The organism is Chromobacterium sp. W521 (assembly GCF_052805975.1).
Genome location: NZ_JBRBAF010000004.1, coordinates 182,852 through 196,903 on the forward strand (window position 1 = coordinate 182,852; position 14,052 = coordinate 196,903).

Below are 14,052 nucleotides of genomic sequence, written 5' to 3' on the forward strand. Positions count from 1 at the left end.
CCCCCGCAACGCGGGGGCTTTTCTTTGGGCGCTCGGTTTGACTGTGATCAGATGCCGTCCTAAAAAAGTAGACAGAATTTGGAACCGATCTAGCGCCGCCACAGTCTTGTTGATACCTTACCTGGGTATCCTATTGAGAAAGGAATGCAGTGATGGATAGACGTGGATTCATCGGCGCCGGCGCGGCGTTGGCCTTGGTTCCGCTGCTGCGGCAGGCCTGGGCGGCGCAGCCGTCCGCCATCGATCATGCGGCGATGGGGCATGGCGCGATGGGAGCGGAGACGGCGCCGGCCGCGGCCGGCCTTGGCCTGCCGGCGGGCCTTGCCTTGCCGGCCCTGCCGCTGCTGCGCAATCAGAGCGCGGACCCCGGCGTGTTTCAAGCTGCTTTGAGCGCCGGCGCGCAAGCGCTGCCGCTGCTGCCGGGCAAGCCCGCCACCGTGTTCTGGAGCTATAACGGCCAGGTGCCGGGACCAACGATAGAAGTGTTTGAAGGCGACGAAGTGCGGTTGCATTTCGAAAACCGCCTGTCCCAGCCCACCACCATTCATTGGCATGGCCTGCCGATTCCCGCGGATCAGGACGGCAACCCACAAGATCCGGTCCCGGCTGGGCAAAGCCGCGAATACCGTTTCATCTTGCCGCAAGGCTGCGCCGGCAGCTATTGGTATCACCCGCATCCGCACGGACATACCGCCGAGCAGGTGTATATGGGCCTGGCCGGCGTGTTTGTGGTCAAGAGCCGCAGCGATCCGCTGGCGCATCTGCCGGAGCAACGGCTGGTGTTGTCGGACCTGAAGTTGGACGCCGAAGGCAAGATCGCGGCCAGCAGCGAAGCCGATCGCATGGATGGCCGCGAAGGCCAGTTCGTGTTGGTCAACGGCGCTTGGAGACCGCATTTGACGCTGGGCGCGGGCGAGCGTCAGCGCTGGCGGATCTGGAACGCCACCAGCGCGCGCGTGCTCAAGTTGGCCCTGCCCGGCCACGAATTGGAACTGGTCGGCAGCGACGGCGGCCTGCTGCAGCGGCCGCGCCGCATAGACAGCCTGTTGCTGCCGCCCGGCGGCCGCGCCGAATTAGTGGTGACCGGACGCTTCGCGTCTGGCCAGGGTGCCGGCCTGTTGGCCCTGCCGTATCGGCGCGGCAAGATGATGTCGGCCGAGCAGGAAGACACCTTGACGCTGCTGGAGCTGCGTCGCGGAGCCGCGACCGAAACCACGGCGCCGCTGCCGGCGAGACTGCGAGAGATCAAGCTCTTGGGCGAGCCCGCGGTGCGGCGTAAAGTGGTACTGTCCGAGGACATGGCCAATCCCGCCGCGATGTTCCTGATCAACGGCAAGACCTTCGATATGGAACGGGCTGACTTTGTGGGCAAGGTGGGGTTGGTGGAAGAGTGGGAGATCGTGAACCAAGCGGATATGGACCACCCCTTCCACATTCACGGCACCCAGTTCCAGGCGCTGGCGCGCCGCAAGGACGGCGTCTGGCGCGATGAACCTTTCCTGGCCTGGCGCGACGTGGCCAATGTCTCCGCCGGGGAGACGCTGCGACTGCGTTTCCGTCAGGACATGCCAGGCCTGCGCATGTTCCACTGCCACATCCTCGAACACGAGGACGCCGGGATGATGGGCATGCTGAAAGTAGAGGCCTAGGCGGCCGTGCGCAACTGCGTCACAATGATTGTTGCCCGGCCTGTTTTAAGCATGGCCGGGCTCGCTTTGAACCCGCTTGGATTAGGATGGACATGACGCAAGAAAAACCGCAGGACGGCTGTTGCGACGCAGCGGCCCCGCTTTCCGATAAAACCGTGGTGCAGCCGGGGAAGAGCGCGCTGATCAAGAGGCTGGCGCGCATCGAGGGCCAGGTGCGCGGCATCAGCGGCATGGTGGAGGCGGATCGCTACTGTGTGGATATCCTGACCCAAGTGGCGGCGGTGAAGTCGGCGTTGGACGCGGTGTCCATGCAACTGCTGGAAAATCACATGAAAGGCTGCGTGGCGCGCGCGCTGCATCAGGGCGACGCCACCGGCATGGTGACCGAACTGATAGATGTGGTCAAAAAAGTGCGCTGAACCGCGCCGTCGCAAAGGAGTACGTATGAAAACCCCGCTCGCTGTTTTGCTTTCTCTCGTTTCCGCGCTGGCCACGGCGGGGCCGATCCCGTTCGAGGTCTACATCAAGCTGCATAAGGGCATGTCCGAGGCCGAGCTGGTATCTCAGACCGGCGCCCCCGACTACAGCAGCAACGGTCCGACGGTCAAAACCAAGGACGCCAACGCGGTGGTGGAAACCAGCACCCGCACGCTGTCCTGGCTTGCCAACGACGAGGTTCCCTACACCACCACCGTGACCTTGAGCAATGGGGTGGTGATGGACATCTCGCGTGACAAAAAGCTCTGAGAGCTTGTTCAAAGTCTGCTGCGCTTCGTGGAGCGTTGCACGGTGAGTACAAGCTCAAAATGCTCATGTACCCCTCGTACACTCGGCTTTTTCGCTCGTTTTCGCCTTGCCTCGCCCTGGATCGCGAGCCTTTTAACAGGCTCTGAGAATCCGTTTGTCCACGCCCTCGGCGCTCTTGCAGAAGCCAGGCCGCCGTTTTTGCCACATACGCATACCACGCGGCGCGGAAGGCACTGATTTTATTTGCTTGTCACCGCCTAAGCGCGTAGAATGCTGCGGTTTCAACCCCTTGCCTTTTGCAACTGCATGGCAAAAGGCTTCAATAGCCACAAGGAGTTAACATGCGTCATTACGAAATCGTGTTCATCGTCCACCCGGACCAGAGCGAACAGGTTCCGGCCATGATCGAGCGCTACAAGGGCATGGTTCTGGCCGCTGAGGGCAAGATCCATCGTCTGGAAGACTGGGGCCGCCGTCAACTGGCTTACCCGATCCAGAAGCTGCACAAAGCTCACTACGTTCTGATGAACGTAGAGTGCCAGTCCGAAACCCTGGCCGAGATCGAACACGCCTTCAAGTTCAACGACGCTGTTCTGCGTCACCTGACCATCAAGCTGGATCGCGCGGTTACCGAAGCGTCCCCGATGATGAAGGACGAAAAGGCCAAGAACCTGCTGGACGCCCAGCAGCCGGCAGCCGAGGCTGAAGCTTCCGCCTAATTGGCGAGGAGCGAGGTCTTGCAGAACCGTCTGGCTCTGACCGCCACGGTCGACCGCGAGGATGCGCTGAGATACACCCCCGCCGGCTTGCCGGTATTGGAAATGTGGCTCAAGCATCAGTCCAGACAGACAGCTCACGGTTTTGATCGGGATGTAGCCTGCGAAATACAGGCCGTGCTGATAGGCGAAGAAGCCCGGAAGTTTTCCGGGAAACTGGCGGGAAACACGGTGAACCTCACCGGCTTTCTGTCCCAGCGCAGCCTCAGGAATCCGCGGTTAGTGCTCAATATCGAATATGTTGAATTTGTAAAAGGTTAGTCAAAATGGCTCGTCAACTCTTCAAGCGCAAGAAGTTCTGCCGCTTCACGGCAGAAGGCATCAAGGAAATCGACTACAAATCCGTTGATCTCCTGAAAGACTTCATCGCCGAAAACGGCAAAATCATCCCGGCTCGCATCACCGGCACCAAGGCCCGCTACCAGCGTCAGCTGACCACTGCTATCAAGCGTGCTCGCCTCCTGGCCTTCCTGCCGTACACCGACCAGCACTAAGCCGGGAAAGGAACTTAAAAGATGCAAATCATTCTGCTCGAAAAAGTTGCCAACCTGGGTCAACTGGGTGATGTGGTTAAAGTCAAGGATGGTTACGGTCGTAACTTCCTGATTCCGCAAGGCAAAGCCAAGCGCGCTACCGAAGCCAACCTGAAAGAGTTCGACGCTCGCCGCGCCGAACTGGAAGCCAAGCAAGCCGAGATCCTGGCTGACGCCAAGGTCCGCGCCGAGAAGCTGAACGAAGCGGTTGTCACCATCGCTCAGAAAGCCGGCGTTGACGGTCGTCTGTTCGGTTCCGTGACCAACGTCGACGTTGCTGAAGCCGTGACCGCCTTCGGCGTGCCGGTTAAGCGTTTCGAAGTTCGCCTGCCGAACGGCCCGTTCAAGGCCATCGGTGAGTACGACATCGAGATCGCTCTGCATCACGACGTTGTTACCCCGATCAAGATCGTGGTTGTTGCCGAAGCTTAATTTCCGCTTTCGGGAATCGCTTTACGAAAAAGCCCGCTCATCCGAGCGGGCTTTTTGTTTGGGCGCGCGGGGCGTTTCAGTCGTCCTGATTCAGTACCAGGCGCGCGCGCAGGCCGGGGGCGTCGGCCTCGGCGATGGACAGCAGGCGGTCGATATTGGGGTGCTTGCCCGGATTGGCGCGGGCGTCCGGCGTATGTTCAGCGTAAAGCGCCAGCCCTTCGCGCGCGGCCTTGCGGTCAATGTGGCCGTGGTTCTTGATCAGGGCATGGTAGACGCGTACCGAACCGGCGGTGCCGGGCTGATTCTCCAAACGGCCGACCGGCTCGCCGCTGGCGTCCAGCAGCACGATGGCGCGGATATCGTCGACGGCGGGCAGGGTGTTGAGAATGTCCTTGAAAACGCTTGCTTGCATGATGTGCTTTCCTATTGTCGTTATCGTGGCGGGCTGCGGCGGCTGCCCGTTGAGTGGCGGGGTGTTGCAGGTGGCCTGTGGAGCAGATCTGGGCCGGATGCAAAACCGCCGAGTGTAGTCGGATATTAGGCGTAGGAGAGGTTGAGAAAGTTCAGACCGTCGCCGCGCATTGCACTTTTTTGGTGCGATCTATTGGGGTTTTTGCCTTTATTTGGTGCAACTTGTGTCCGCAGACATTCATTACACCATGCTTTGAGCGGTCTTGTGTTGCAAAGGTATTAATTAATCAATGGCTTGGCCAGTTACTGTTAACTTGGCACGGCAATTGCTAAATATAAAGCGATCTGGTGACGCCAGGGCATGGCCCGGTGTCTCGCGCCAGTCTCCAAAGGGGATAAGAGAGCGGCAAAGCCGCCTTGGATCGGGGTCGATCGGCGAAGCCGACGGCCCCGTTTCATTTTTGCGTTATGGCTGCTCGCCCACCAGGTAACGCTGGCTCATTCGTTTGAAGTGCTCTCCGCCGGCTTGGCGCAGGCATTCGAACAACACCATTTCCTTGCTGACGATGACGGCGCCGGCGTCTCGCATCCGCTGCAAACCCAGCTCAATGTCGGACACCTTGCGGCTGGATACCGCGTCCGCCACCACGAAGACCTGTTTATCCAGTTCCAGCAGTTCCAGCACGGTTTGCAGCACGCAAACGTGGGCCTCCATGCCGCAAACGATGGTTTGAGGCCGGACTAGGACTGTTTCCGGCAGACAGTTCGCCGCAACGCAGGAGAAGTGGGTTTTCTCTACCACTTGCGAGTCGGGCGCTTGGGCGAGCAGTTCCGGCAGGGTATGCCCCAGGCCGCGCGGGTATTGCTCGGAAAACACTACCGGCAGGCCGTGATCGGCGGCCACGCCTATCAGCCAGCGACAGCGCGCCGCCATGCCGGCCGCGTCCACTACCGCCGGCGCCAGCTTTTCCTGGATGTCCACCACTAGCAGGCTGGCCTGTTCCTTGTGCATCAGCATCCTATTCTCCTTTTGCTTATTGGTCTTGGTCGCGGTGTTCAGGATACCGCTTTTGGCCCGGACATGCGCCATCACGGCATCTGATTGTCATTGTTCTTGCCGTTGCAAGCTTCTCCCAGTCATGATGGTGATTTCTGAATTGCAATCTTCGGGGGAATGTTATGCACGATTTACTGATCAGGAAGGTTGAGCCGGAGGATGCGCCGGCCTTGGCGGCGATGATGGTGTTCGAGGAGGTGGTGGCCAATACCTTGCAGCTGCCTTACCAATCGGTTGAAGACTGGCGGCGCAAGCTGGCGCAAGCGCAACCACATGTGCATTCCCTGGTGGCCTGTAACAGCGATGGCCGGGTGATAGGCAATGCCGGTCTGATTTGTGGTGAACGCCCGCGCATCCGGCATACGGCCAGCCTGTTTATCGTGGTGCATCCGGAATGGCACGGTCGCGGCGTGGGATCGGCATTGCTGAGGGCGGTGCTTGGGCTAGCGGATAATTGGCTGGGGCTGCTGCGGGTGGAACTGGCCGTGGTGCACGACAATGAGCCGGCTATAGCGTTGTATCGCAAGTTCGGCTTTGAGCTGGAGGGACGCAGACGCAAGGAGCAATTGCGCGCCGGACGCTATGAGGACACGCTGATCATGGCACGGCTGCGCGGGCTGGAATGACAAAGCGCCTGCGGTAGGCAGGCGCTGGCTGAGTGTCGCGCGGTTTACTTGCCTGTGGCGTCTTGCGCTTGCGGCGCTTGCTGCTGCTGTCCTTGCAATTGCGCGTCCATGCGCGCGCGCATTTCCCACATATTGGACAACCCTTCGCCCGCCATCGCGGCGCTGGACAGCAGGATAAGGGACAGAGTGGTCAGTACGGTTTTCTTCAGCATGATGTTTCCTTTCATGGCAAATCGACCGGTCGACCGGCTCGGCGCAGGGCGTCGACGGAGGTCGGCTAAGGGCCTGGCGAGGCTTGTCGCTGTGCTAGCGGCCTGCATCGCCATTGAATTCTAGTGAGTGCCGGGACTTTGTCCGGTCATGGCGGCGATCAATTTGCAAACGAGTGTGAATCGCGTTTCGCGGGGGGCTTGGCCTCCCGCCGCGGAGCGCGGGCGGGAGGGGCGGCTTGCCATCTTAGCTGGCGGACTGGTTGGTCTGAGCACCGGCTGTTGGGGTTTGCTGCGAAGCGGCGGCTTGCTTGGCTGCGATCTGGGCATCCATGCGCTCGCGCATTTCGCGGGCGTTATTGGCGCCTTCACCGCCGGCCATGGCTGCGCCGGACAAGATGATCAGGGATAGTGCGGTGAGTACGGTTTTCTTCATGGTGATTTCCTTTCATTGCGATCTTGCCGCGGCCGGATTGTTTGGGTCCGGCGACAGGGCTTGAGTCGACATTCTATGGCGGGCTTTGCCGCAGTGCGGTAAACGATTGTGATCGTGTGCTAATGAACTTTGATCGCGTTTACAAAGCTGGATTAGCGGCCTGCCTGGCTGGTCTGGGCCGGAGCCGGAGCTTGCTTGGCGGCGATCTGGGCTTGCATGCGTTCGCGCATTTCGCGGGCGTTGCTGGCGCCTTCGCCGCCGGCTGTGGCGGCGCCGGACAGAACGATCAGAGACAGGGCGGCGATAACGGTGTGTTTCAACATGGGGAATTCCTTGTAAAGTGTGGGGTGCGCGCTTATTTGGCTTGCTGAGCCTGGGCCGGGGTTTGCGCCTGCTTGGCGGCGATCTGGGTTTGCATGCGCTCGCGCATTTCACGGGCGTTGCTGGCGCCTTCGCCGCCGGCTGCGGCGGCGCCGGACAGAACGATCAGGGACAGGGCGGCGATAACGGTTTGCTTCAACATGGTCAAAATCCTTGTGTGATTAAGTGGCTTGGCGGCAGCCTGGATGTTCAAAATGCTAGAATCGATCCGGCGTTCCGCTAAGGAGTCAGGCTGCCCGCTCTGGCAGGCTGCGCGACTTAGTGACTGAATATTAAGGATGTTTTTTGGCCGCAGATAGCGGAATGATTTGCACTGAACCATCAGTAAATTTGAATATGAAACTATCACTCGATGCTTTGCTGGTGCTGGACGCCATCGACAACCACGGCAGCTTCGCCGCCGCAGCGGACGCTTTGTTCCGGGTGCCTTCCGCGGTGACTTACACCGTGCAGAAGCTGGAACAGAGTTTGGGCGTGCAGATATACGATCGCAGCGGACACCGCGCCCGGCTGACGCCGGCCGGCGAGCGTCTGCTCAAGGACGGCCGCCATCTGCTGGACGCGGCGCGTCAGCTGGAGCTGAGGGTTAGCAAGCAAGCCCAGGGCTGGGAGCATCAGTTGCGCATCGTGATCGGGGATCTGGTGGACTTTGGCCAGGTAATCCCGTTGATCGCGGAATTCGATCAACTGGCTTCGGCCACGCGACTGATTTTCCGCAGCGAGATTTTTGGCGGCACTTGGGACGCCCTGTACGACGACCGCGCCGATCTGGTGATAGGCGCGCCTAATATGCCGCCTCCCGGCGACTATTTCACCCGCACCATAGGCAGTTACGATTTTGTGCTGGTGGTGGCCGCCGGTCATCCGCTGGCGGCGGAGGATAAGCCGCTGCCGCCGCATGTGCTGCGTCAGCACCGCGCGGTGGCGATAGGCGACACTTCACGACGCTTGCAGCCGCGCACCGGAGGTTTGCTCGATGGTCAGGATGTGCTGACCGTGCACAGCAGCCTCGCCAAGCTGGATGTGATCCTGGCCGGCCTGGGCAGCGGCTATCTGCCGCGCTCCATGGTGGGGCCTTATCTGGCCAGCGGTGATCTGGTGGCCAAGGAAGTGGCCGAGGACAGTCCGGACCACCAGATGTGCTTTGCCTGGAAGCAGGCACAGCCTGGCAAGGCGTTGCAGTGGTTCATTCAGCGTTTGGAGCAGGCGGTGGAAGCGGGCGAACTCCGGCCGTGAAAAAGCCGGCGTCCGTGAGGAGGCCGGCTGGTCATGCGTGCCGCGGGCAGATTCTTAGAGCCAGTTCAAAATCTGGCGAGCCAGAGCGAGACAAGGCGAAAACCGCTGAGAAAGCGGAATGGTCGAGTGGTACATGAGCATTTCGAAGCGGTACTCACCGTGTCACGCCTCACGAAGCGCAGCAGATTATGAACAGACATCTTAGATGTCCTGGCCCTCGACGATGCCGTCGTGACTGGTGGCCTGCTTGGGCAGCAACAAGTTCAGCACGATGGCCAGCAGCGAGCAAAGGCCAACGCCGGCCAGCTCGAAATCGCCCAGCTTCAGGCTGAGGCCGCCGATGCCGGAGGTGAGCACCACCGAGATGATCACCAGATTGCGCGGTTCCATCAGGTCCACCTTGGCCTCGATCAGGGTTTTCAGGCCGATGGAGGCGATGGTGCCGAACAAGAGCACCATGATGCCGCCCATCACCGGCAGCGGGATGGACTGCAATAGCGCGTTGAACTTGCCGAAGAAGGCCATGGCGATGGCGAACAGCGCGGCCCAGGTCATGGTGACCGGGTTGAAGTTGCGGGTGATCATCACCGCGCCGGTGACTTCGGCGTACGTGGTCACCGGAGGGCCGCCGATCAGGCCGGCTACGCAGACACCCAGGCCGTCGCCGGACAGGGTGCGGTGCAGGCCGGGCGATTGGGTGTAGTCCTTGCCTGTGACGCCGCCTATCGCCATCACGCCGCCGATATGTTCAATCGCCGGGGCGATGGCCACCGGAAGCATGAACAGCGCGGCCGCCCAGTTGACTTCCGGGCTGTGGAAGGCCGGCATCGCGAACCAGGGCGCGTCCGCCAGTTTGGCGAAGTCCACCACGCCAAACAGCGCGGCGGCGATATAGCCGACGATGACGCCGGCCAGAATGGGCACCAGTTTGAACAGGCCGCGCGCGAAGATGGACACGATGATGGTGGTGGTCAGGGAGATCGCCGCCAGCAGCATGGACACCGCGTAAGGCGTGACCTGCTTGCCGCCGGCGAGGCCCATCGCCATGCCGGAGGCCGCGGTGGCCACCGACAGGCCGATGATCATGATTACCGGGCCGATCACCACCGGGGGCAGCAGCCGGTTGACGAAGGCCATGCCGCGCCAGCGGACCACGGCGGAAAACAGGAAGTACATGAAGCCGGCACAGAACAGGCCGAACTGCGTCGCGCCCTGGCCCCAGGTGTGCATCGAATAGATGATGGGGCCGATGAAGGCGAAGGAGGAGCCGAGGAAGATCGGCACTTGGCGCCCGGTGTACAACTGGAACAGCAGGGTGCCGATGCCGGCCCCCAGCAGCGCCATCGCCGGATTGAGGCCGGTCAGCAGCGGCACCAGCACCAGCGCGCCAAAGGCGACGAACAGGATCTGGGCGCCGGACACGGCCAGCTTGATTTGTTGGAGCATGATTTTAGCCTCTGGGGTCGTCTCTGTCTGAATGGGGGGCATGGCCTAAAGCAGCCGTTTGCCGAGAATGCGCGCTTGCGGTTCCAGGCCTCGGCGCAAGTAGAAGTTCAACGCGGCTTGGTTGAAATCCTTCACCTCTAGCCGGATCTCGTCGGCCGAATGTCGCCGCGCCCAGTCTTCGGCTGCGTTCAGCAAGGCTGAGCCCTGGCCCTGCCCACGCCGCTCCGCCGTGACCACTAGCGTGGCGACGCGGCAAATGAGTCGAGGCAGCAGGAAGGGGAGGGTGAGGTCCAGCAGGGTCAAGGCGACGAAGGCGGTGACCTCGCCATCGGCCTCCGCTAGTAGCAGCGCGGCGTTGGGCGTGTTCAGCTGACCGGCCCAGAACGCGCTGTCGCGGTCTGCGGCGCCGTTGTCGGCGAAAATGTGCGGCAACGCGAGATGGTGCTGCAGATTGATTTCGTCGGCAAGGCGGCAGATGGCGGGCAAGTCGCTGGCGGTCGCGGGGCGTATTGTCATGGCTGAGACCGGATGAGGCGCGCAAAAAAACGCCGCGTCCGGAACGGGGCAGCGGCGCTGGAATGGCTCATGATCAGGCTTGCTTGGTGCCGAAGATCTTGTCGCCGGCGTCGCCCAGGCCGGGAATGATGTAGCCGTGCTCGTTCAGGTGGCTGTCGAGGGAAGCGGCGTAGATCTGCACGTCTGGATGGGCGTCGTTGACGATCTTCACGCCTTCGGGCGCGGCCACCATCACCACGGCCTTGATCTGTTTGCAGCCGTTGCGCTTGAGCAGGTCTATGGTGGCGACCAGCGAGCCGCCGGTGGCCAGCATCGGATCGATGATGATGGCGATGCGTTCGTCCAGATTGCCGACGAACTTCTCGAAATAAGACACCGGCTCCAGCGTTTCCTCGTTGCGGGCCAGTCCAACCACGCTGATCTTGGCGGAAGGCACCAGGTCGAGCACGCCGTCCAGCATGCCGATGCCGGCGCGCAGGATGGGCACCACGGTAACTTTCTTGCCCTTGATTTGCTGGACGTCGATCTTGCCGCACCAGCCGTCTATGGTGACGCTTTCCAGTTCGAAGTCGCGGGTGGCTTCATAGGCGAGCAGGCGCGCCAGCTCTTGGGTCAACTGGCGGAATTTCATGGTGCTGGTGTCGGCTTCGCGCAGCAGGCCGAGTTTGTGTTGCACCAGCGGATGCTGGACGACGGTGATGTTCATGAGACGTTCCCATACCTTGGCAAAAAGCTGCTTTCGGCGCGGGCGCGCCAAAAGCAGCTCTTGGTATTAATTATATGAAGCCGACAGCCTTGGAAGGTCTTGGGCTGCCGGTGCGGGGTATTTGGTATGGGGCCGTATTTTACCCCTTTTCCCATTCCGAAATCCACTGCAAGAATTCGGTGGCGGCCCGCGGCGGGCTGCAGATATAGCCCTGCACCGCGTCGCAGCCTAGTTCGGCCAGCGTGGCCAGGTCGGCGGTGTCCTCCACGCCGATGGCCACCGTGGTGAGCCCGGACGCTTTGGCCAGGCTTATGTCTTCGCGCAGGATGGCTTGCAGATGCTGGTTGGAGCTGACGCCTTGGACGAAGGCGCGATCCACTTTCAACAGACTGAAATGGCTGATCAGCAGTTTATCGGTCAGGGTGACGCCGATGCCGAATTCGTCGATGCCGATGCCGAAGCCGGCGGTGCGCAACTGGGCCAGCTGCGCGTCGGCTTTCTGCCAGTGCTGTCGCAACGTGGATTCGGAGAACTCCAAGGTCAGCTTGGCTGGCTCCAGGCCCAGAATGCGCACTTTCTGCAGCAGTTGCTCGCACAGGCTGTCGTCGTCCAGCGACATCGAGGTCAGGTTGATGGTGACCGGAATGTCATGGCCGCGTTCCTGCCAATCGCTGCAGGCGTACAGCGATTTTTCCAGGATCAGCTCGGTGAGTTCGCGGATCATGCCGCGCTCTTCCATCGCCGGCACGAAGCTGACCGGCGACAACACGCCAAGCGCCGGATGCTGCCAGCGCGCCAGCGCCTCGGCGGCGATCACCTTCCGGCTGGAGATTTCGACTATCGGTTGGAACCAGGGGATGAGCTGATCGTTGACCAGCGCGCGCCAGATCTCTTCGATGGGCATGGCGCTGGCGGGGCTGAGGACGGCTTTGGTTTCCTGATGTGTCGGCATGGGGCGGTTTGGATTGGGCAAGCGGATGTCACCCTGATTGTATGACATGGCGGGTGTTTTCGAAACGGTAAATTCCGCTGCAAAAACAAAGGTCCCGGCCATGGCCGGGACCTGGGAGAGGTGCTTACAGGTCTTTCAGCAGCTCTTGCAATTCACCGTTCTGGAACATTTCATACATGATGTCGGAGCCGCCGATGAATTCGCCTTTGACATACAGTTGCGGAATGGTGGGCCAGTTGGAGAAATCCTTGATGCCCTGGCGGATGTCGGCGTCCTGAAGCACGTCTACGGTCGCGAACTGTTCAAGGCCACAGGCTTTGAGAATTTGCACCGCGCGGGAGGAAAAGCCGCATTGCGGGAATTGGGCCGAGCCCTTCATGAACAGCACCACCGGGTTGTCGGTCACGGTTTGCTGGATGGTTTGTTGCGCGCTCATTCAGTGGTCCTTGCTTGGATCGTCAATGTGGCTGCGGGCGCCGCTTGTGCGGAGAAATACCCGAGCGTTTCAATAGGTTATTTTACTTTTCGGTCGCCCGCGGGTCAATTTGCTTCGCAGCGGATGCGGCCTGGCCCGCGTGCCATTGCCGCAGGAAGATGTGCACCTGTCCGTCGTACAGCGCGCGGCGAGTGATCAGCCGCGATACATTGGACGCCAGCAGGGCGGTGGCCATCAACGGGATGATCATGGCGGAGGAGTCCGTCATTTCCATCACGATGATGAAGCCGGTCATCGGCGCGCGGGTCATGCCGGCGAAGAAACCCACCATGCCCAAGAGCACGATCAAGGTTTGCGGCAGGAAGGGCAGCAGATTGGCCATGTTCAAGCCAAAGCCGGCGCCTACCGCCAGCGATGGGGCGAACATGCCGCCGGGCACCGCGCTGATAAAGCTGATGAACATGCTGAGCAGCTTGAGCAGGCCGTAGCCCTGCATGCCGGCGCCGCTGCCCTCGATGATTTCGCGGGCGCGAAAATACCCGGTGCCGAAGGTGATGCCGTCGCTGGCGATGCCGATCACCGCCAAGGCCAGGCCGCAGCCGGCGGCGAACACCACCGGTTTTTTCAGACGCCAGTCGTGCAGCGGGCCGGGCAAGCGCAAGGTCAGCGCCAGCATGATGCGGCAGCAGACGCCGCCGAGCAGGCCACCGATGATGCCGCAGACCGGGATGGCGAGCCAGGACTGCTCCAGCTCCATATTCACCGACACCATGCCGAAATAGCTGTAATTGCCGAGGATGGCGGTGGCGGTGAGACCGGACACGATCACCGAGAGCAAAATGGTGGAACTGGCGCGCAAGTCGAAGGTGCGGCCCATTTCCTCGATGGCGAACACGATGCCGGCCAGCGGCGCGTTGAAGGCGGCGGCCACGCCGGCGGCGCCGCCGGCCAGAATGAAGCTGCGCGCCGCGCCTTCATGACGCAGCGCCGCGTGGCGGTTCAGCGAATATTTGATGGCCGCGCCCACCTGCACGATGGGGCCTTCGTAGCCGAAAGTGGCGCCGGAGCTGATGCCGATCAGGGTCAGCAGCATTTTGCCGATCGCGGCGCGTATGGTCAGAATGCGTTCGCGCAGCGCCTGCATGCCGCCTTCCAGCGCGGCGATGGATTGCGGGATGCCGCCGCCGGCGGAGCCGGGAAAGTAATGTCGCATCAGCCAGATGGCCAGCGCCAGGCCGGCCGGGGTGATCAGCAGGCTCCAGTAAGGCGAATTATCGTAGATGCGGGTGAAGATGGCGTGCGACAGATGGCTGCCGTTGGCGAAAACGCTGGCCATCAGGCCAATCAGAATGGCGGCGGTCCAGATCGGGATGTGGCGGCGCCACAGGACTGCGGACAAGTAGAGGTAGCGCAGGCGGCGCTGGACGCGGCTGCGGACTTGTCTGGCAGTGGGGGAGTCTGGCATGGAGCCGGCCTTTGCGGATGAATATGTGAGTTTTTTCT

The 14,052-nt window shown here is 61.4% G+C and carries 21 protein-coding genes; 9 read left to right on the plus strand and 12 right to left on the minus strand.

Features of this window, described 5'->3' with window-relative positions:
- Positions 1 to 152: 152 nt before the first annotated feature.
- From ACUXV1_RS07340 to rplI, 7 genes are all read left to right on the plus strand, one after another.
- Positions 153 to 1,649, plus strand: a complete 1,497-nt coding sequence (locus ACUXV1_RS07340) for a multicopper oxidase family protein (RefSeq protein ID WP_446014822.1) — start codon at positions 153 to 155, stop codon at positions 1,647 to 1,649.
- Positions 1,650 to 1,741: 92 nt separating this feature from the next.
- Positions 1,742 to 2,068 (plus strand): metal-sensitive transcriptional regulator, encoded by a 327-nt coding sequence (locus ACUXV1_RS07345; protein WP_043632821.1) that lies wholly within the window; start codon positions 1,742 to 1,744, stop codon positions 2,066 to 2,068.
- Positions 2,069 to 2,093: 25 nt separating this feature from the next.
- Positions 2,094 to 2,396, plus strand: coding sequence for a hypothetical protein (locus ACUXV1_RS07350; protein WP_194426936.1), 303 nt, complete (start codon positions 2,094 to 2,096; stop codon positions 2,394 to 2,396).
- Between the two features lie 341 nt (positions 2,397 to 2,737).
- Positions 2,738 to 3,115: a 30S ribosomal protein S6 gene (rpsF, locus tag ACUXV1_RS07355; RefSeq protein ID WP_043592023.1), complete on the plus strand. Its 378-nt coding sequence runs from the start codon at positions 2,738 to 2,740 to the stop codon at positions 3,113 to 3,115.
- An 18-nt stretch (positions 3,116 to 3,133) separates the two neighbouring features.
- Positions 3,134 to 3,433 (plus strand): primosomal replication protein N, encoded by a 300-nt coding sequence (gene priB / locus ACUXV1_RS07360; protein ID WP_019103684.1) that lies wholly within the window; start codon positions 3,134 to 3,136, stop codon positions 3,431 to 3,433.
- A gap of 5 nt (positions 3,434 to 3,438) precedes the next feature.
- On the plus strand, positions 3,439 to 3,666 hold the full coding sequence (gene rpsR, locus ACUXV1_RS07365) for a 30S ribosomal protein S18 (protein WP_043592020.1): 228 nt from the start codon (positions 3,439 to 3,441) through the stop codon (positions 3,664 to 3,666).
- A gap of 21 nt (positions 3,667 to 3,687) precedes the next feature.
- Positions 3,688 to 4,137 carry a 50S ribosomal protein L9 gene (rplI, locus tag ACUXV1_RS07370; RefSeq protein WP_043592018.1) on the plus strand — a complete coding sequence of 150 codons (450 nt, stop codon included), beginning with the start codon at positions 3,688 to 3,690 and terminating at the stop codon, positions 4,135 to 4,137.
- Positions 4,138 to 4,213: 76 nt separating this feature from the next.
- On the opposite strand, the gene ACUXV1_RS07375 is transcribed toward rplI, so the two are convergent.
- Together ACUXV1_RS07375 and ACUXV1_RS07380 are read right to left on the minus strand one after the other, a co-directional pair.
- On the minus strand, positions 4,214 to 4,549 hold the full coding sequence (locus ACUXV1_RS07375) for a DUF2322 family protein (RefSeq protein WP_043632431.1): 336 nt from the start codon (positions 4,547 to 4,549) through the stop codon (positions 4,214 to 4,216).
- Positions 4,550 to 5,014: 465 nt separating this feature from the next.
- The gene (locus tag ACUXV1_RS07380) at positions 5,015 to 5,566 is read right to left on the minus strand and encodes a hydrolase (protein ID WP_114152575.1); all 552 of its coding nucleotides are present in this window, start codon (positions 5,564 to 5,566) and stop codon (positions 5,015 to 5,017) included.
- A 161-nt stretch (positions 5,567 to 5,727) separates the two neighbouring features.
- Between ACUXV1_RS07380 and ACUXV1_RS07385 the strand changes: the two genes are divergently transcribed.
- The gene (locus ACUXV1_RS07385) at positions 5,728 to 6,231 is read left to right on the plus strand and encodes a GNAT family N-acetyltransferase (RefSeq protein WP_161523215.1); all 504 of its coding nucleotides are present in this window, start codon (positions 5,728 to 5,730) and stop codon (positions 6,229 to 6,231) included.
- Between the two features lie 44 nt (positions 6,232 to 6,275).
- On the opposite strand, the gene ACUXV1_RS07390 is transcribed toward ACUXV1_RS07385, so the two are convergent.
- The 4 genes from ACUXV1_RS07390 to ACUXV1_RS07405 all read right to left on the minus strand — a co-directional run bounded on the left by ACUXV1_RS07390 (position 6,276) and on the right by ACUXV1_RS07405 (position 7,399).
- On the minus strand, positions 6,276 to 6,443 hold the full coding sequence (locus ACUXV1_RS07390) for a hypothetical protein (RefSeq protein ID WP_179140688.1): 168 nt from the start codon (positions 6,441 to 6,443) through the stop codon (positions 6,276 to 6,278).
- A gap of 244 nt (positions 6,444 to 6,687) precedes the next feature.
- A complete protein-coding gene (locus ACUXV1_RS07395) occupies positions 6,688 to 6,876 on the minus strand; it encodes a hypothetical protein (RefSeq protein ID WP_081554316.1) in 189 nt (62 codons plus the stop codon).
- Positions 6,877 to 7,028: 152 nt separating this feature from the next.
- Positions 7,029 to 7,199 carry a hypothetical protein gene (locus tag ACUXV1_RS07400; protein WP_174243633.1) on the minus strand — a complete coding sequence of 57 codons (171 nt, stop codon included), beginning with the start codon at positions 7,197 to 7,199 and terminating at the stop codon, positions 7,029 to 7,031.
- A 32-nt stretch (positions 7,200 to 7,231) separates the two neighbouring features.
- Positions 7,232 to 7,399, minus strand: a complete 168-nt coding sequence (locus tag ACUXV1_RS07405) for a hypothetical protein (RefSeq protein ID WP_019100730.1) — start codon at positions 7,397 to 7,399, stop codon at positions 7,232 to 7,234.
- A 194-nt stretch (positions 7,400 to 7,593) separates the two neighbouring features.
- Here ACUXV1_RS07405 and ACUXV1_RS07410 point away from each other — a divergent pair, with 194 nt between their 5' ends.
- Positions 7,594 to 8,493, plus strand: coding sequence for a LysR family transcriptional regulator (locus ACUXV1_RS07410; RefSeq protein ID WP_039754100.1), 900 nt, complete (start codon positions 7,594 to 7,596; stop codon positions 8,491 to 8,493).
- Between the two features lie 201 nt (positions 8,494 to 8,694).
- On the opposite strand, the gene ACUXV1_RS07415 is transcribed toward ACUXV1_RS07410, so the two are convergent.
- The 6 genes from ACUXV1_RS07415 to ACUXV1_RS07440 all read right to left on the minus strand — a co-directional run bounded on the left by ACUXV1_RS07415 (position 8,695) and on the right by ACUXV1_RS07440 (position 14,014).
- Positions 8,695 to 9,939 carry a uracil-xanthine permease family protein gene (locus tag ACUXV1_RS07415; RefSeq protein ID WP_043592009.1) on the minus strand — a complete coding sequence of 415 codons (1,245 nt, stop codon included), beginning with the start codon at positions 9,937 to 9,939 and terminating at the stop codon, positions 8,695 to 8,697.
- Between the two features lie 45 nt (positions 9,940 to 9,984).
- Positions 9,985 to 10,455 (minus strand): N-acetyltransferase family protein, encoded by a 471-nt coding sequence (locus ACUXV1_RS07420; RefSeq protein WP_446014829.1) that lies wholly within the window; start codon positions 10,453 to 10,455, stop codon positions 9,985 to 9,987.
- 73 nt (positions 10,456 to 10,528) lie between these two features.
- A complete protein-coding gene (gene upp, locus ACUXV1_RS07425; RefSeq protein ID WP_019100726.1) occupies positions 10,529 to 11,161 on the minus strand; it encodes a uracil phosphoribosyltransferase in 633 nt (210 codons plus the stop codon).
- A 139-nt stretch (positions 11,162 to 11,300) separates the two neighbouring features.
- Complete coding sequence (locus tag ACUXV1_RS07430) at positions 11,301 to 12,161, minus strand: EAL domain-containing protein (RefSeq protein ID WP_446014831.1); 861 nt, start codon at positions 12,159 to 12,161, stop codon at positions 11,301 to 11,303.
- 76 nt (positions 12,162 to 12,237) lie between these two features.
- Positions 12,238 to 12,549 carry a Grx4 family monothiol glutaredoxin gene (gene grxD / locus ACUXV1_RS07435; protein ID WP_043592002.1) on the minus strand — a complete coding sequence of 104 codons (312 nt, stop codon included), beginning with the start codon at positions 12,547 to 12,549 and terminating at the stop codon, positions 12,238 to 12,240.
- Between the two features lie 82 nt (positions 12,550 to 12,631).
- Complete coding sequence (locus tag ACUXV1_RS07440; RefSeq protein WP_446014833.1) at positions 12,632 to 14,014, minus strand: chloride channel protein; 1,383 nt, start codon at positions 14,012 to 14,014, stop codon at positions 12,632 to 12,634.
- Positions 14,015 to 14,052: the final 38 nt, after the last annotated feature.

Coding starts and splice junctions, on each gene's coding strand:
- ACUXV1_RS07385 (WP_161523215.1), top strand. CDS start 5,728: ATGCACGATTTACTGATCAGGAAGGTTGAGCCGGAGGATGCGCCGGCC.
- grxD (WP_043592002.1), bottom strand. CDS start 12,549: ATGAGCGCGCAACAAACCATCCAGCAAACCGTGACCGACAACCCGGTG.
- ACUXV1_RS07380 (WP_114152575.1), bottom strand. CDS start 5,566: ATGCTGATGCACAAGGAACAGGCCAGCCTGCTAGTGGTGGACATCCAG.
- rplI (WP_043592018.1), top strand. CDS start 3,688: ATGCAAATCATTCTGCTCGAAAAAGTTGCCAACCTGGGTCAACTGGGT.
- rpsF (WP_043592023.1), top strand. CDS start 2,738: ATGCGTCATTACGAAATCGTGTTCATCGTCCACCCGGACCAGAGCGAA.
- upp (WP_019100726.1), bottom strand. CDS start 11,161: ATGAACATCACCGTCGTCCAGCATCCGCTGGTGCAACACAAACTCGGC.
- ACUXV1_RS07395 (WP_081554316.1), bottom strand. CDS start 6,876: ATGAAGAAAACCGTACTCACCGCACTATCCCTGATCATCTTGTCCGGC.
- ACUXV1_RS07440 (WP_446014833.1), bottom strand. CDS start 14,014: ATGCCAGACTCCCCCACTGCCAGACAAGTCCGCAGCCGCGTCCAGCGC.
- ACUXV1_RS07420 (WP_446014829.1), bottom strand. CDS start 10,455: ATGACAATACGCCCCGCGACCGCCAGCGACTTGCCCGCCATCTGCCGC.
- rpsR (WP_043592020.1), top strand. CDS start 3,439: ATGGCTCGTCAACTCTTCAAGCGCAAGAAGTTCTGCCGCTTCACGGCA.
- ACUXV1_RS07410 (WP_039754100.1), top strand. CDS start 7,594: ATGAAACTATCACTCGATGCTTTGCTGGTGCTGGACGCCATCGACAAC.
- ACUXV1_RS07340 (WP_446014822.1), top strand. CDS start 153: ATGGATAGACGTGGATTCATCGGCGCCGGCGCGGCGTTGGCCTTGGTT.
- ACUXV1_RS07400 (WP_174243633.1), bottom strand. CDS start 7,199: ATGTTGAAACACACCGTTATCGCCGCCCTGTCTCTGATCGTTCTGTCC.
- ACUXV1_RS07430 (WP_446014831.1), bottom strand. CDS start 12,161: ATGTCATACAATCAGGGTGACATCCGCTTGCCCAATCCAAACCGCCCC.
- ACUXV1_RS07415 (WP_043592009.1), bottom strand. CDS start 9,939: ATGCTCCAACAAATCAAGCTGGCCGTGTCCGGCGCCCAGATCCTGTTC.
- ACUXV1_RS07345 (WP_043632821.1), top strand. CDS start 1,742: ATGACGCAAGAAAAACCGCAGGACGGCTGTTGCGACGCAGCGGCCCCG.
- ACUXV1_RS07390 (WP_179140688.1), bottom strand. CDS start 6,443: ATGCTGAAGAAAACCGTACTGACCACTCTGTCCCTTATCCTGCTGTCC.
- ACUXV1_RS07405 (WP_019100730.1), bottom strand. CDS start 7,399: ATGTTGAAGCAAACCGTTATCGCCGCCCTGTCCCTGATCGTTCTGTCC.
- ACUXV1_RS07375 (WP_043632431.1), bottom strand. CDS start 4,549: ATGCAAGCAAGCGTTTTCAAGGACATTCTCAACACCCTGCCCGCCGTC.
- ACUXV1_RS07350 (WP_194426936.1), top strand. CDS start 2,094: ATGAAAACCCCGCTCGCTGTTTTGCTTTCTCTCGTTTCCGCGCTGGCC.